We start from the raw sequence: 15,445 nt of genomic DNA on the forward strand, positions 1-15,445 counted from the left end.
CTGCTCTCCCTATCTAAGGCCGCTCATTATAAGCCTGCTTATTATTTCATCAATGTGCGAGTTATCAATATCCCAAAACCCCATTAAAAAAGGCGGTCACTAGGACCGCCCTTTCGACCTGCGTCCGGGATGGGCCTATTTCTCCAGAACCTCGATCTTATCGACCTTCTGGAAGCCCCGGGGCAGCTTATTGCCACGCCGGCCACGCTCACCGCGATAGTGATCCATCTCCGAGATCTTGATCTTGGTATGGCGCTTACCGGCGTGAACGACCAGCTGGTCCCTGCCCTTCAATACAGCAACACCAATGACCACCTCTTCGCGGGCCGCAGCTCGGGCCGAAGTGATATTGATAATCTTATTGCCCTTGCCTTTGGACAATTCCGGCAACTCAGTCACCGGGAATACCAACATGCGCCCTTCAGTGGTCACCGCTGCCAGCAGAACGTCATCGAGACTCTCCAGCAATTGAGGTGCAAGTACCTGAGCCCCCTTGGGCAGGGTCAGCATGGCTTTACCCGCCTTATTGCGCGACTGCAAATCAGAGAGCTTGGCGATAAAGCCATAGCCCGCATCGGAAGCCAGTAACACTCGCTGCTCATCAGGGCCCATCAACAAGCCCTCAAAGGTTGCACCGGAGGGGGGATTGATACGCCCACTAAGGGGTTCGCCCTGCCCTCGTGCCGAAGGCAAAGTGTGGGAGGCAATGGAGTAACTGCGACCGGTACTATCGAGTAGTAGCGCGGGCTGGTTACTCTTGCCACGCGCGGCAAAACCGAGACTGTCCCCCGCCTTATAACTGAGCGCTGCCGCATCAATTTCATGGCCTTTGGCCGCGCGAATCCAGCCTTTTTCAGAAACGATAACGGTGATGGGATCTGAAGACAGCAGCTCGGATTCACTAAACGCCTTGGCCTCTTCACGAGCCACAATCGGGGAACGGCGATCGTCGCCAAACTCTTTGGCTGCGGCCAGAAGCTCTTTCTTGATCAGGGTCTTAAGGCGACGCTCGCTATTCAGAGTCTTGGTGAGGGTATCTCGCTCTTTTTCCAGCTCCGCCTGCTCGCCGCGAATCTTCATCTCTTCGAGGCGTGCCAACTGGCGCAGCTTGGTATCGAGAATGTAGTCCGCTTGGATATCCGTGAGCTCAAAGCGATCCATCAGCTCCTGCTTGGGCTCGTCACAGGTACGGATAATTTCGATCACTTCATCAATATTGAGGAAGGCAACCAGTAAACCTGCCAACAGGTGCAGGCGCTTCTCAACTTTATCCAGACGGAACTGGAGACGACGGCGGGTGGTAGTGGCGCGGAAAGTCAGCCACTCCCGCAGGATTTTATCGAGGGACTTCACCTGCGGGCGCCCGTCGATACCGATCATATTCATATTGACGCGGTAGTTGCGCTCAAGATCGGTAGTGGCAAACAGGTGATTCATCACCGATTCCATATCCACCCGATTGGATTTCGGCACAATTACCAAGCGCGTCGGGTTTTCGTGATCCGACTCATCGCGCAGGTCGCTCACCATGGGCAGCTTCTTCGCCTGCATCTGCTGGGCAATCTGTTCCAACACCTTGGCACCGCTCACCTGATGGGGCAGCGCGGTAATGACAATATCACCGTCTTCCTTGCTCCACAGGGCGCGCATCTTGATAGAACCGCGACCGGAGGTGTAAATCTTACGGATATCATCCCGCGGCGTAATAATCTCTGCCTCAGTGGGCATATCCGGGCCGAGAATATGCTCACACAGCTCTTCCACTGTGGCCTTGGGATTTTCCAGCAGCTCTACAGTCGCGTTGACCACTTCGCGCAAGTTATGCGGGGGAATATCCGTAGCCATACCCACGGCAATACCGGTGGTACCGTTCAATAGAATATTGGGCACCCGCGCAGGCAGAACGCAGGGCTCATCCATGGTGCCGTCAAAGTTGGGCTGCCAGTCCACAGTGCCCTGACCCAGCTCCGACAGCAGCACTTCCGAATATTTCCCCATGCGCGACTCGGTGTAACGCATCGCGGCAAAGGACTTGGGATCATCCGGCGAGCCCCAGTTGCCCTGGCCATCAATCAGGGGGTAGCGATAACTAAACGGCTGCGCCATCAGTACCATCGCCTCGTACACTGCGCTATCGCCGTGGGGGTGGTACTTACCGATCACATCACCAACGGTGCGCGCGGACTTCTTATACTTGGCAGTATTCTTCAGGCCCAGCTCACTCATGGCGTACACGATACGCCGCTGTACAGGCTTAAGGCCGTCACCGATATTCGGCAGGGCGCGGTCCAGGATCACATACATGGAGTAATCCAGGTACGCCTTTTCGGTGTACTCCTTTAACGGCAGGCGCTCTGTGGCCTCATAAACAGAGGTGTCGGTCATACAGCACTCGTTATTTTGTTCGGAAGGGGCGGATTATGGCGGACTGAGGCGGGAGGTTCAAAGGGAGCTGACGGTAAAGGGCTATATCATTGGCTCGATTCGAAATTTGTCGCCTGTGTTTGGCCCATATGAGCCAGTTAGAGAGCATCATATAGAGCCAAAGGCTGCCATGCAGCCCAACGGGTATCTTTATCGCCAGGGACCATTTTGCAGAACATTAACATCAGACGATAAAACAGAACCACGATGATTTACTCAAGAAGAAGCTTTAAATAACGGATTACTTCCAGCGAAGCCCTGCTGTAAACCACTTGATTACAGTAAGAATTAGTTGACCCAACAGCTTAAGTGTCTCAATTTATATTAGCTATTACCTTTAATAATCATTTACATTCTGTTCAAAATATGTCTTGAAGAAATCTCTTTTCATAACCTCTTTGCCAAAATATTTTTCTGACTCAGCCAAGGCTCCATCCATAGGCATTCCATTTTCTACATGCATCAGGAAACTCCTCAAAAAAATCTGTGTATCAATACTTCTAAAAAAGATATCTTCATCTCTATCATTTACTATTTTTTTAAAATCTGAGTAAGATTCAATTTTAGAAAGTAAATCTTCAGCCAATGTATAAGCCAATTGTGCTACCTCACCATCAAATGAGCATCCAATACGATACTTTGCATCTATAAGCTCATCTGAATACAAGCCGACTTCAATTAGCTTTGGATAATCCGGGTTATATCGGCCCTGAGGAAAGCAAAGCCACTTATCATATATTGGGGAAATCACTTTATGATCTATACAAGCGTAATAACCCCAATTCCAACTCCTACTATTACGAATAATTCTTAAATATTTTGTAAGATGTAGAGTTGAACCTAAAGGAATTTCTTTATACTTAAACTGCTTCATTGCTGGCCGCCCCTACACAAAAAACTCAAACAATTAAAATTGGGAACTAAATTAAAAAAAGGGATTGCGGCAATTGCGCAATCCCCCTTTCATATTTACGTACCCTCAAAGAAATAGGACTTTTACAGAGGGGTCGTACAGGTAGAGTAATTGCGAGACCTGAGACGATGCGCAAAAATCAGCTCGATATCCTTGATTGCTTCAACATCTACCAGTGGACCGTAAATATCTTCTAATAAGAAGGATAAACGCCAGCCTGTTGCCGCAACACTGCGCTCTTTGAATAAATCCGTAACTGTATTGATAGAGCCTGCTCCAGATCCAAATACATCCAAAGCTGCACTCATAGATACACGATAGCTATTGTTAACAGCGGCCAGCTGGGAAAGCCCTGCAGTATCCCAGAATAATGCACTGTAAGTATTGAACTCTCCCTCAACACCAGCAGCGCCGTCATCCCTGGTTATTTCATAACCAGGGAACCGGTCCCGCACAACACTGGCACCGCCATAAGTGAGGTATGCAGGCGTTTGTGATTCACCACTGATGCTATACAGGGTGGGGATATTGAGGCCTATTGTTTCAATCTTATCCATATAGGACCCACCAACAAGTAAACAGCTCGATCCACCCTCCTCAAGGAACATCGGACCAGTAAAGAAGTTACTACCAACCGGTTCTTTCACTGTGCTGAACTCGATTGTTACCCAGGTGTCTGACCCGAAAGTGCGCGCCAGTAATTTCAGCTGCTCTTGGAAAGCCTCCCGGGCACTTAAGCGGGGACCACTTTGTTGATTTGGATCTGGGTGCAGGTAGGTTTGCGCAATACCATTAACATTATCGATGTAACCAAATACCTCTTCTTTTATCGAAAAGGTATCAGTTAATTGGTCCAAAGCGGCTGTACCAGGCCAATCAAAATCCATCATGATACCGTAAAGATCCCACATATCCTCAGCATTACGCAGATGGAATACAGACTCTTTACTAATATCTAAATTGCGAATAACAAATGGTCTTTGCCATTTGTACTCAAGGGCCTCAGCAGTATAAAGAAGCCATTTTTGTGCTTGATCGAAATCGTTGGCCGCTTTCAAGACCTCTTTTGGGACTCGACGTGAATGAATCAGGTCCGCAAAATAGCGCTGAGCTAATTCTGGAGCATCATTGATTATATCTGCAACCATGCGATTAGCTTGATTCAGAATCATAGGTAGACGCTTGGATTCCTGCACCAATGTCGCCTCACTTTGTGCAAGTTCCAGAACAATGGCATTTACTTCAAACCATAGGCTTTCCAATCTATAACGACTACCAGCTTCTAAAATTTTACCGCTGCTATCGTAGAGTTTTACACGGTGCTCAGCTGCCAGGGCAGTATTCGCATCCTCTAGCAAAATAAAATCACCCAAAGCATCAATGGTGCTGTTAAGCGTATTCACATGATCTGCGAAGTCACTAACAGCATCCCAGCTACCATCCATATAATCCTGGGCGGCTGTAGACAAAGATTCAAACAATACGGTACGGGATTCGAGCGCATCTTGCCTCTCGCGAAGGCGACTTATTTGAAGGCCAAGCGAGTCCTGTTGCGAACGATAATCCAGAACTATTTGCTCAAAGCCATCTTCAACACCGGCATCCAGTGCTAAGCGCTCCACTTCCGATTGGATTGTTTCCAAACGGTTATTTAGTCGCTGAAGACTTAGCTTCATTGAAGCTTGGATATTCGCTACATTTCGCGACCAAGAGGCTACTTCACTGCTATTCCGGGTATCATCAGTTACATACACACAGCTCTTTTCATAGCAGTTATCGATAAATGTGGCACCCAACAGGCTATATATACGATTAGATAATAGTTGGTGGCGCCCTGAATAGGCCTCTGTTAATGCCTGGGTATTATGGAGGTAGTTATCATAATCCAACTTGGCAGAAGCAAGACTACTGTCCGCCTGCACAATAAAACCTGTGTCTTCCCCATCGAGGAACTGACTCAATATATTGAAAGAATCAAAATGTGTATCGCTGCTAAAGCCATGTGGCACAGCTAACTTCGACATACCGAGGAAGTTGGTATCACCGGTAAGCCAGGACATAGCATTTTCCAGCTGATCAAGTTGAAAATGCCACTGCTCTACCGCCTGAGGTAAACCGGAATGCGAAGAGACTTCAGTAAAATCAGTGTCGGAGAATAGAGTGCGTAACTCAGCTTCCTTGGCTACCAGAGTATTCTGCAGAGATAAAATCTCATCGATCATTTGAGTAGACAAGGAAGAGTTAAGTTGGTCTGACTCTATCAATAAACCTGCCTGCTGTACTTTTACAGCCGCGAGATTACCCATTAACCGGTACAGCAAGGTGATATCTTTGTACTCGCCGGGCAGAACACCGGCTGGGGCGACATCGTTTTGGGTATTTGTTACCGAATCATAATATCGAGGGCTAACTTGCCCCCGAGAACTGGTCAATTGCTGCAGATAAGTGGGCGTATTCTCTACAAGAGCCACATACTCAACGAAAGCACTATTGAGCAGGGTAAAGGCATTCCCGACATGCTCAATTTCAATAGTAGCCAGCTCTCCATTCAAACGACTGGACAGCGCCTTATCCAGAGCAATATTGGCGTGAACAATTTCTGCGACCGCTCGATCGTAATAAAGATCCAGCAACGACTGTTGCAGGTCTAAATTCGTGGGGTATAACTCTAACTGTTCATAAATCAGAGCTTCAGCAACAGAAATACGTGCACGCTCAGGATCGCCATATAAATCAGAAAACTCTTTGGGAGAGACACTGCTAAGATAGCTATTAATGACCTCTTCAGATTTACCATCCAAGCTATACATTAAATCTAAATAACGGAATGCTGCATTATCGCGAGAATAAACCCCACCTTGCGGATCCTCTGCCTCAGCACTTACTGAATCAGCTTCGTTATAATAAAGCTGCTTACGAATAGCATCTACTAGCAGCTGACTTTCTACTTGAGTACCAATTCCAGTAGAAAACTCCAGTGCATTAGCTCCATCTAGTTTTGATGCAACTATCAATTCACTGCCAGACAACTTATCTGTGACTCCAGATTCGCCTCTAGCAGGAGAGTGCAACGACAGCCCAGCAACTAGTGCCAGTCCCATAACTGCTGTCGATTTCGACGAGTATTTCATTTATTCCCTTCCTATATTCTTATAATTTATCCCTTTAGCCTGCTACATCCATCCACATACGTTCACCGCAATAAAACAATACAACAGGATAAAATTCGCACGCTTTCTAACATGGCAATTAATTTAATTCAACAACAAAAATTTTCCACCAATCCGCATTACCACCAAATTTATTAATTAAATAAATTCGCATATAACAGAGGCAGATATACATGTTAAATATATTTATAGAAGGGCTCGCGTATAGCCCGAGAAACATCATTAAGAAAAATGCAAAATCTATAACTTATATCGCACAACCCACAAACTTAATTTAATGCTAAACAACTCACCACATAAAAATCTATATTATCCTGACTATAAATATGATTTTCATAAAGTCTATAATGGATAGTCTTAGAACATAAAATTTTCGATTCAGCTATGTTGAACAACTAAAAGTAGTACCTATAAGGAATAATCATATTTTGGTCACAACTCTATAGGAAAACATCAGAAAAATAATTAATTTTCTCAACATGGTTCCTTATTAAGCAAGAAATACAATTTCTTATATTGATATTTTTTAAACGATAGAACCAAATGAAGGTTTCTTATCCACGCAGAAATTATAAACATTCAATAGAGCTATAAATACTTCACTCAGAGCACCAATGCGGAGATAATTATTGGTGTCCAATATCTATAGGGCTATCCATGCCGGACCTTAAAATCAAAGATCTTTCTATCGGCACCTTACAGGGCGCAAGTTTTACCCTGGAACCCGGCCTAATTACCTGCATATCTGGGCCATCTGGTTCAGGTAAAAGCCGATTGCTTAGAGCCATAGCGGATCTCGAATCTCACGAAGGTGATATATTCCTGGCTGGTAGATCTCAAAATTCTTACCCGGCACACCAGTGGAGAAAACAAGTGATGTTAGTTCCTGCACAGACTGCCTGGTGGGAAGAAACTGTCGGCGATCACTTCGCAACCCCTATGAATGATGCACTTAAACTTCTCGGCTTTCCTGAAAATGCAGTAAAGTGGCAAGTAAATCGACTCTCTTCGGGAGAAAAGCAGCGCCTGGCTCTTATTCGCGCAATATCCTACAAACCTCAAGCCCTTCTTCTAGATGAGCCTACGGCCAACCTAGACGGCAGATCCGCGCAAGAGGTAGAGCAATGGCTGACAGGTCTCATTGAGGAGCACGAGCTGCCTACGATTTGGGTAGCTCATAGCCAGGAGCAGATTCGAAGGGTAGCTCACCGCCACCTGGCCATTGTTGATAATCAACTGAAAGAACAGGAGATCCATCGATGAGTGTAATCGACCTATCCTGGTGGCAGTTGTCTTTGGCTGCGGGGTTGGTACTGGCTCTAGCTGTATGCACTCATGTAGCACGACTACAACTAAGTAGATCGTTAATTGTTGCCGCTCTACGCACGGCTATTCAGCTCACCCTGGTAGGACTGGTACTGGAAACCCTTTTTGCAGTTGGCACCCTACTTTGGGTGGGACTACTGGCCTTGGCAATGCTGCTATTTGCCGGGCAGCAAGTGGCAGCCCGACAAAAGTATCGTCTGCTCGGTGGCTGGAGCTTTGCCGTAGGCACCTTATCAATGCTGGTATCCGCTTTCAGTATCACCATATTAAGTTTGGCCGTACTGATTGGCCCTACTCCCTGGTACCAACCCCAGTATTCCATTCCACTTTTAGGTATGTTGCTGGGTAATACAATGACTGGTGTTGCCCTAAGCCTGGACCGTCTAACAGAAAGTATGCACCGCTCCAGGGATATTATTGAGAATCGCTTGATGCTGGGGCATACCTGGCAACAAGCCAGCTTGGAGTTTCGGCGGGATGCGATGCGTGCAGGATTGATGCCGACAATTAATTCCATGGCTGCCGCTGGGATAGTATTTTTGCCGGGAATGATGACAGGGCAGATTCTCTCAGGCACCTCCCCTACAATTGCCGTCAAATATCAAATCCTGATTCTTTTTGCGATTGCATCAGGCACCGGTTTCGGCACTTTTCTCGCCGTTGCCCTGGCCTCAAGGCAGCTCTTTGATAAGCGGGAGCGCCTGCGCACTGATCGCCTGATTAAAAATGCCTAAAGTCTGTGGAGAGATGATTCGATCGAAGGAAGGAGCGCTGGACACCTGAGAACCAGCGCTCTATTAACCTTTAACGGCCAAAGAATAAGATAGCCCCGGCGATAATCAGACCTACCAGTAAGGCCCATACACCCCGCAGCATCAGCGATCGGGCATATTCCGCCTCTTTGTAACGCAATGCATAGGGAATGCCGGTAATCGGCCCGAGGACGATCGTTACAATCCCCCAAACCCAGCGCTTGTTACCCAAGGCCGTCAACGCAGCCATCAGGCCACCAAACCAGCATAAAGTTACGCCAATTACAATTACCACCAACGCCAGGATGGACCACCATTGGTTGGCCAGGAAAATTTCTACAATTTGGGTTTCAGTCATGGAATTTCGCCAGTCCGTATTACCTTCCGATTACATCTTAATGCTCTCGGCACCTTAAAAGATTAGGTGCTTCCAGAACGAGACATCCGGATACCAACGCAAAGATGCTAAAAGAGCCGCCGCAGTGAGCGAAACCCATGCAGATGACCCTTTTGGTACCCATCTAAGCTGAAATCACCATTGAGGGAAGCGGCGATCCAGCCCTAGGACGCTATAGTAACCCTAAAGTGAATCCCGAGCGCATATTCCGTCTTGACTAAAAGATACCCATAGAGATAGCGAGCACTCACTATCATGAGTACTCAGTTACTATCTCCAGCCCCGTGATGTTCTGGGTATCGTTGGCAAATTCGTAGTAATCCGGCTTTTCATCGATAAAGATTTGATGGGTCATTGTTGTCTCGGCCGGAAGATCAAAGATCCCCGCAGGCACTGAGTACTGGGAAGTTTCCTTTAAGCGATAAAAGAGGTGCGAACCGCACTTTGAACAAAAACCCCGTTCAGCCCAAATTGATGAATCAAATACACTGACATGTTCCTCACCGGTGATATCAACACTGGTTTGACAATCCACCGCCAACAGAGGACCACCTCCCCATTTTTTGCACATACCGCAGTGACAAACCCCCAGATTTGAAGAGGGCAAAGATGCGCTAATTGTCACTGAACCACAGAGGCAACTTCCGTGTACTTGAGTCATTTTTTTACCTAAGTATTTCTTACTTCAGAAAATCAATATCAAAATCGGGAGTGGAATCTACCATAGAAAACTAATCAGCTATTGATCAAAATCAGCAATATCATAAGCTTCATATCGCAATGTGAAATAGTGCACAAACCTCCCAAGAAATAATCACTCCGCAATAAACAGCCAATAAACAATAAATCACTGCTTATTCAGCTCACCGCACTAAACTCATCCTAACATCTAAAAAGTTAATGAAAATCCTATGATTTTTTCAAGACGCTAAATATGTGCAGCTTATCAAGCAACATTAACGATTATTTACGGAGATTCAGGCCAACTTATATATTCCCAGAGAGAATCCACTCAGCAATCAGACATTATTTGAATTATTTTAAATAAACTCTAATTCGAAAATTCCACCCTTGGATCACCAAAATCCTTACCAATATAGTCAGGTGCGCAAGGGATTAATTCTGAAGCCTCTATTCCCGCATCAATCAAATACTTTTCGACATTTCGGCTTCGCTCCATTGCCAAATTTTCAAGTTCCTCACGAAGTTCCAGAGATGGGTTTTGGTAAAAAGCAACTTGAGCTCTTCCGCTTCTGCTCATACCTGCCATGGAATAGGGGTACAGGGCTTGCCAGTCCCGGGCATTAGAGATGCCGCATACTCCTGGTCGTGCGTCAGGGTTCTTAAGTAAAACAAAGACCATACGCTGTAGTTGTGTCAGTGCTAAATTAGTTAACTTTGCACTTCCAGGCTCAAAGTCAATAGACGCAAATGATTTCGCCCTGAAACGTCCCCAGGCATAACGTGCCAACAAATATACGCCATAGGGGGTCAAATAGCTTATCAAGGCATCTATAATTGCCTTTTGTAGCAACTCACTAAATACAAAACTAAAGGAGAACTTGGGATCGCGAATATTGCCGCTAACAGGCATGCCAAACTTGATATCCCCCCGCCCGTCTTTTAGCAACCATAGAGCAATATTCAAGGGAATCAGCGTGGACTTCACCGGTAGCTGATCATCTTTCCGCACCCGGCGAACTTTTAGTTTTTCCAGTCGTATATCGGCAAAGCCATCGAGTTCATTTTCAAATACCCGAATATTAACTACCGCATCTCCCTGCCCCTGAAGGATTTTGTAACCTAACAACTTGGCCATATAAGGCGTAGCAGGTATCAAATTTACGCTGGTGAGATATCCGGTAAGATCAGCATTCCACTTTTTATCTCCCAAGTAATCTACAGTTCCCCCTATCTGAACCTCACCAAATCCGCCAGGCCTTCCATTAACAACAATCACCGCAGGGGGGTGTTTGGCTAAGTTACTTAAATCACTGAGATTAAAGTTGATATCCCGGACCGGTAAGCGGGCCCTGAATTCATCTTGATAGTCTACCCAACTAAAAGTGCCGTGTTTTAGATATAGGTCACCGAGATGATATAGTAGCGGTGGGCTGCCTTCCTCCCTGAAAGCAAATGTGTCAATACCACCAAATCCTCGCAGTTCATTAATTTTTCGGGCTACCGGAAACTTCCCCGATAAATCCCTTAAGAGAATAAATCGAGGGCGCAGAAAGTCGATAAAACCAACAGTGAGTGTTTTCTTAGGGCGGTAGTAGCTCAAACCTTCAACCCACAGGGACTTAAAATCAGCCATCCATCTATGGCGATCAAAATCCAAACTATCCGGGTTTCTCTCAAAAAAATGAAAGTGAATTGCCTCACCACTGGCAAAGCGCCACTCGGTATCGGTAAAGAGCAAATGCGACAAGATTATGCTCTCACCGTGCACTAACTCTTCCCCAGAGGGTGAAAGTAAAGTGATGCCATTGACCCTCACAACAGCAAGTTCTGCCCCCTGACCACGGCGGTAGTTTCCCTCCAGCATTAAACTCGAGAAGCTGAAGCAATGATCTCCCTGATCCAGATAACCACTGGGAAAACATCCTGCAATTTCCTTAAACTGTAAATCCTTGAAGTCAACTCCCTGCCGACTGATATTTAAGTGCCCGGCCCCCATACCGGATACGGATAAAAGTTTAAGTGGCAATTCCTGTGGAAAATTCTGCTCATGCAACTGTACATTACTTATTTTTATCCCAGAAAGGATAAGCTGCCTACCGCTAGAGCCATTAATACCTTCTGCCTTGCCAATACTAAAGGCCCCAAATTCATAACAGGGCGCAATCTTTTCGTCTTTTAATAGTCCCCCTGGCATACATCCCCTCGCACCAGAGGCTTTCGCCAAAGATTCCCCTTGCAAGGAGATATTATCAATTTCAAATTTTGGTATTTTCAGAGGGCCCAAATTTTTCCTGGGTATTGATAACCCAACCAATTCTACAGAACCTTGAACTGACCAGGGGTGTGACAATTTGATTTTCTGTAATCCCGGCATGGATAATTTATCAACCCCAAAACAATGGTGGGAGTCACCTGCCCTGGCCCGACTCAGCTTATCCACAGTTACTGCAAGCCCCGTATCCCGCGTACACACCCGGATATTCTGCAAGCTTAGATTCGACACTGAGAACTCTGCACCGCTATCCCAGATAAATCGACTCCAACTCAAGCTCTGCACACCGGCTTCTAAATAGCCGCTACCCTTTTGCCAAAACGCGATAGGCTTACTCTTTAACGGTCCTAAATCCAAGCGGGGGGCGTCGGAATCTATACCCAATTTTGCCCAGGAATCACTAAAGCTTATTTGTGGGGTCTCAATGCAATCGGCAAGACCCATATCTTCATTATTTTCAGAAGAATAAGATCTCAACCCACAAAGCAGAACATCATCGATATTGAGCCCATAAAAATCGAGAGTATTGGAGGAAAAAGACGTTCTCTTCGTGAATACTCGCCCCAGTTGCAACATGGGTACAGTTTCAAAGTCCTCCTTTAATTCCACTTCTTCGATCGACCAACCGCTTTTCCCTACCGAATGGATATCTTGCCCAAATACACAGGTCGGTATCGATTTATACGCCTCTGCTAGCCAGGGAAGACACAAGGTTACTCTGTCAGCAGCAACATCCTGCAATGCAATTTTTGACTGGGTAGGTTTTTCCCGGGACCATAGCAACTCTAGCTTTGGTATAAGTACACCCCCAAGGTCAAAAATATTCTCGCCAGACAGGTTTTTCAGCTGCACGGATTGAATTGCTGAATCATCCATATTGGCAATTAGATTGCGTTGGCTGAAATAAACGTAGGAGTAATCTCCCAATGAAAGGCGCTCAACTTCTACACAGTGAATATTTAGTGAACTCACTTGTCTACCGCCTGGAAAGCAGCCACTCACCTGCTCAGCATTTGCACCGGGCAAAGCGACATAAGATTCAGAGTCTGGTTTACGTCTATGCCTTAGTCTGGCAAGGGGTAGCTCTATCTTTTTTAAGTCAAATAATTTCCAGCCTCCCTTTGTCTTCGCTTCAGCACTAACCACGGAGATTTTTTTTACAGAGAGATCTATCCCCTGCTGCCAAGATATAAAGAGCGGCTCCCCTTGCTCTAATGAGCGGATATCAAAGCAAACTGGCAGATTTTCGTGGCTTTTGTTGGCGCGATAAAATAACCTTTTCCAACCTTCAGTGAGACAGCCAGCCAGTTTCTTCAAAACAAGGTTTTTTATTTCTAGGTTTGGGTTTTCTATGGTGGCCAGTTCTAAGTCGTCAGGATTTTTATCCGTATCAATATTTTGTTGATCCAGTCTTCCTTTTTCGGTGCCGTAGTTATCATCACCAACTCCTTGAGGAATACCCGGTAACTGACTGGTCGCCATCCAAGGATTATTTGTAACCTTTCTTTTAAATAAGCTATCGCCACTTTCAAACTGCTGTATCAGTAAGCCATTTCCTGCACCCGCGGAATCATTTAGAAGTAATCGGTGAAGGCGCAATTTTCCCAAAATGGCATAGCCATCTTCACCTCCCTGCCAGGCAAAATGTCCCTGCCCTGAAAAGCTGTTTAAACGTGCGCACAAAGGCTGCCAATCCGAGGGGAGAAAGTCCTGCGGCAAACACCCGGATAGTGACTGGATAAAAAAGTCCTGAGCAGATAGCGGGCCGTTACTACCTATTGTATCAATGGCCCGCCAGCGTAGGTCCTGTAGTTTAGCTCTGGGACGACCTCTGGCACCTATTGAAAATTGAGCCAATTGCAGAGGACCGCTGGAAAGCCCCCAATCAATATTGTGTTCAGCGGAACCGAACTGAAAGGCAAACACCTCTGTACTTTTGAGACCAACCATAGAGACACAGTGATCGGGTTTCTGCCACAGACCACCCGGTACACACCCATTGGCTGTTTCAATCGCGAGGTGGGCAAAAGATAATATTCGCGTTTTGGCATAAAACTGAAGAGGACCAAATACGCCATTATTAGCCCTGATGGGATGGCTGGTAGATCGAGCCATATCCAAGAGGTAGCCCCGATTAATTGAACTGGCCCCTGTATTTATTTTTAAGCGATCGTTCCAGTCGAAAACCGTTTTTTCCGGCAGGTCTAAATTAGCCGCTCGCAGACACAGGTGGGAATTAGCGTTACGCAGATGTCGTGGACACCAATCAAATGCCTGGGCAAAGCCTCGCCTCCATCCCAAGCGCTTTTTCGGGCGCTCAAAATTAAACTCACTGATACTAATAACCCCGGCCCGCCAATCCTGCCAAAGGCGATCACTGTGCCTCAGTACAACACTCTCACCATTGAGCTGCCGCCACTGGGCACGAGCTTTGCGGCCAAACCCGAATTTCATATCACCTGCTGCGGCAAGCCGGCGGGCGGAGGCGCAATGTCCAATCAGGCTTTGCAGCCCTGTTATTGCATCGGCCCAACGCTGTGGCGGGCATCCTATAAAGTATTCCGCAGTAAACTTGTTAAGATCTGTATTGAGGCTCGGCCAGGAAAAATTGACCTGAGTTCCTTTCAAGCTGCCTATCACCGTGTTGTATCGTGATTTACCTCTCTCCCAGGCCAATAAATCACCGACCTGTAAATCCCCAATAGCAATATCTACGTTCAGGGGAACATCACCTTTACGCCATAATGCCAGCGTGAATTTATCGGTTTGGAGTTTGCCGATGGCTGCGCAGGTGGCTTGGCTCCAAATAGGCTTGTGCAGGTAGCAAAGTTCGCTGTCTCGTATCTGGGCGCGACCGATAAGCAGCCTGAAATCGCGATCCTGTCGCGCTCCGCCTCCAAGATTCCAGCCACCCACCTCCCACTCCCGGTACAGTTCACCCGGGTAAGATTGCAAGTCCATATAGGCACCGCTCACCGATGCCTTGGGTAAATGAGCTCGCCCCCATAACAATTGCCACCAGCTGTAATCGAGCATTACCTCATGAGCAGAGAATCCCCGCCCTTCGCGATTCTCAGCTTTAACATCAATCGCTATAACACTTAGGTCCAGCAGCGATACGCGCAAATGATCCACATGGAATTCAAGGCCTCGCTCCTCCATCCAGTCGCCAGCTTTTACCCGCACCCAGTTTGCTGCCCACCAGTGAAGAACTTCCACCAGCAATAGCCCAGCTAGCAGCCACCAGATTAAGCGGCGGAAAAAGGCACTCTGAGAAGCGGGCTCTGGGGGCATTAGAATTAAGCGCCAGAAAATGAATTTTATGCAGATTACAACTGCAATTAGGCCCATACAGTAAAGACCAGCACCTGGGGATTTTTTTGCCTTGGCGCTGCTATTCGCGATAATAAGCAGCTGCGTCGTCCATTCGCTCGCAGTCAAATGCGAACTGTCTACTATTTATCCAGGGGTGTATTTGCGCGGCGCGGAAGTTTGGGAAGCCAGTAT

At 46.7% G+C, this 15,445-nt stretch carries 8 protein-coding genes; 2 read left to right on the forward strand and 6 right to left on the reverse strand.

What is annotated here, in order from left to right; translation table 11 throughout:
• Positions 1-135 precede the first annotated feature (135 nt).
• The 3 genes from parC to ACJJIM_RS17525 form a co-directional block, all read right to left on the reverse strand.
• Entirely contained in the window at positions 136-2,385 is a 2,250-nt protein-coding gene (gene parC / locus ACJJIM_RS17515; RefSeq protein WP_444911595.1) for a DNA topoisomerase IV subunit A, read from the reverse strand.
• A 376-nt stretch (positions 2,386-2,761) separates the two neighbouring features.
• Complete coding sequence (locus ACJJIM_RS17520; protein WP_444896001.1) at positions 2,762-3,298, reverse strand: hypothetical protein; 537 nt, start codon at positions 3,296-3,298, stop codon at positions 2,762-2,764.
• A 122-nt stretch (positions 3,299-3,420) separates the two neighbouring features.
• On the reverse strand, positions 3,421-6,468 hold the full coding sequence (locus ACJJIM_RS17525) for a hypothetical protein (protein WP_444911596.1): 3,048 nt from the start codon (positions 6,466-6,468) through the stop codon (positions 3,421-3,423).
• A gap of 696 nt (positions 6,469-7,164) precedes the next feature.
• On the opposite strand from ACJJIM_RS17525, the gene ACJJIM_RS17530 reads away from it, so the two are divergent.
• Both ACJJIM_RS17530 and ACJJIM_RS17535 read left to right on the forward strand, forming a co-directional pair.
• The gene (locus ACJJIM_RS17530) at positions 7,165-7,770 is read left to right on the forward strand and encodes an ABC transporter ATP-binding protein (RefSeq protein ID WP_444911597.1); all 606 of its coding nucleotides are present in this window, start codon (positions 7,165-7,167) and stop codon (positions 7,768-7,770) included.
• Positions 7,767-8,567 (forward strand): ABC transporter permease, encoded by an 801-nt coding sequence (locus tag ACJJIM_RS17535; protein WP_444911598.1) that lies wholly within the window; start codon positions 7,767-7,769, stop codon positions 8,565-8,567. Before ACJJIM_RS17530 ends, ACJJIM_RS17535 begins: the two co-directional genes overlap by 4 nt.
• Before the next feature lie 70 nt (positions 8,568-8,637).
• Here the strand turns inward: ACJJIM_RS17535 and ACJJIM_RS17540 are convergent, their stop codons facing one another.
• The 3 genes from ACJJIM_RS17540 to ACJJIM_RS17550 form a co-directional block, all read right to left on the reverse strand.
• The gene (locus ACJJIM_RS17540; protein WP_282931129.1) at positions 8,638-8,943 is read right to left on the reverse strand and encodes a hypothetical protein; all 306 of its coding nucleotides are present in this window, start codon (positions 8,941-8,943) and stop codon (positions 8,638-8,640) included.
• Positions 8,944-9,235: 292 nt separating this feature from the next.
• Positions 9,236-9,643 (reverse strand): GFA family protein, encoded by a 408-nt coding sequence (locus ACJJIM_RS17545; RefSeq protein ID WP_444911599.1) that lies wholly within the window; start codon positions 9,641-9,643, stop codon positions 9,236-9,238.
• Between the two features lie 390 nt (positions 9,644-10,033).
• The gene (locus ACJJIM_RS17550; protein WP_444911600.1) at positions 10,034-15,232 is read right to left on the reverse strand and encodes a DUF748 domain-containing protein; all 5,199 of its coding nucleotides are present in this window, start codon (positions 15,230-15,232) and stop codon (positions 10,034-10,036) included.
• Positions 15,233-15,445 lie beyond the last annotated feature (213 nt).

Source organism: Microbulbifer maximicatervae (SeqCode) (assembly GCF_052467615.1).

Excerpts from the sequence above, each read along its gene's own strand:
- parC (WP_444911595.1), bottom strand. The coding sequence starts at position 2,385 with ATGACCGACACCTCTGTTTATGAGGCCACAGAGCGCCTGCCGTTAAAG.
- ACJJIM_RS17520 (WP_444896001.1), bottom strand. The coding sequence starts at position 3,298 with ATGAAGCAGTTTAAGTATAAAGAAATTCCTTTAGGTTCAACTCTACAT.
- ACJJIM_RS17525 (WP_444911596.1), bottom strand. The coding sequence starts at position 6,468 with ATGAAATACTCGTCGAAATCGACAGCAGTTATGGGACTGGCACTAGTT.
- ACJJIM_RS17530 (WP_444911597.1), top strand. The coding sequence starts at position 7,165 with ATGCCGGACCTTAAAATCAAAGATCTTTCTATCGGCACCTTACAGGGC.
- ACJJIM_RS17535 (WP_444911598.1), top strand. The coding sequence starts at position 7,767 with ATGAGTGTAATCGACCTATCCTGGTGGCAGTTGTCTTTGGCTGCGGGG.
- ACJJIM_RS17540 (WP_282931129.1), bottom strand. The coding sequence starts at position 8,943 with ATGACTGAAACCCAAATTGTAGAAATTTTCCTGGCCAACCAATGGTGG.
- ACJJIM_RS17545 (WP_444911599.1), bottom strand. The coding sequence starts at position 9,643 with ATGACTCAAGTACACGGAAGTTGCCTCTGTGGTTCAGTGACAATTAGC.
- ACJJIM_RS17550 (WP_444911600.1), bottom strand. The coding sequence starts at position 15,232 with ATGCCCCCAGAGCCCGCTTCTCAGAGTGCCTTTTTCCGCCGCTTAATC.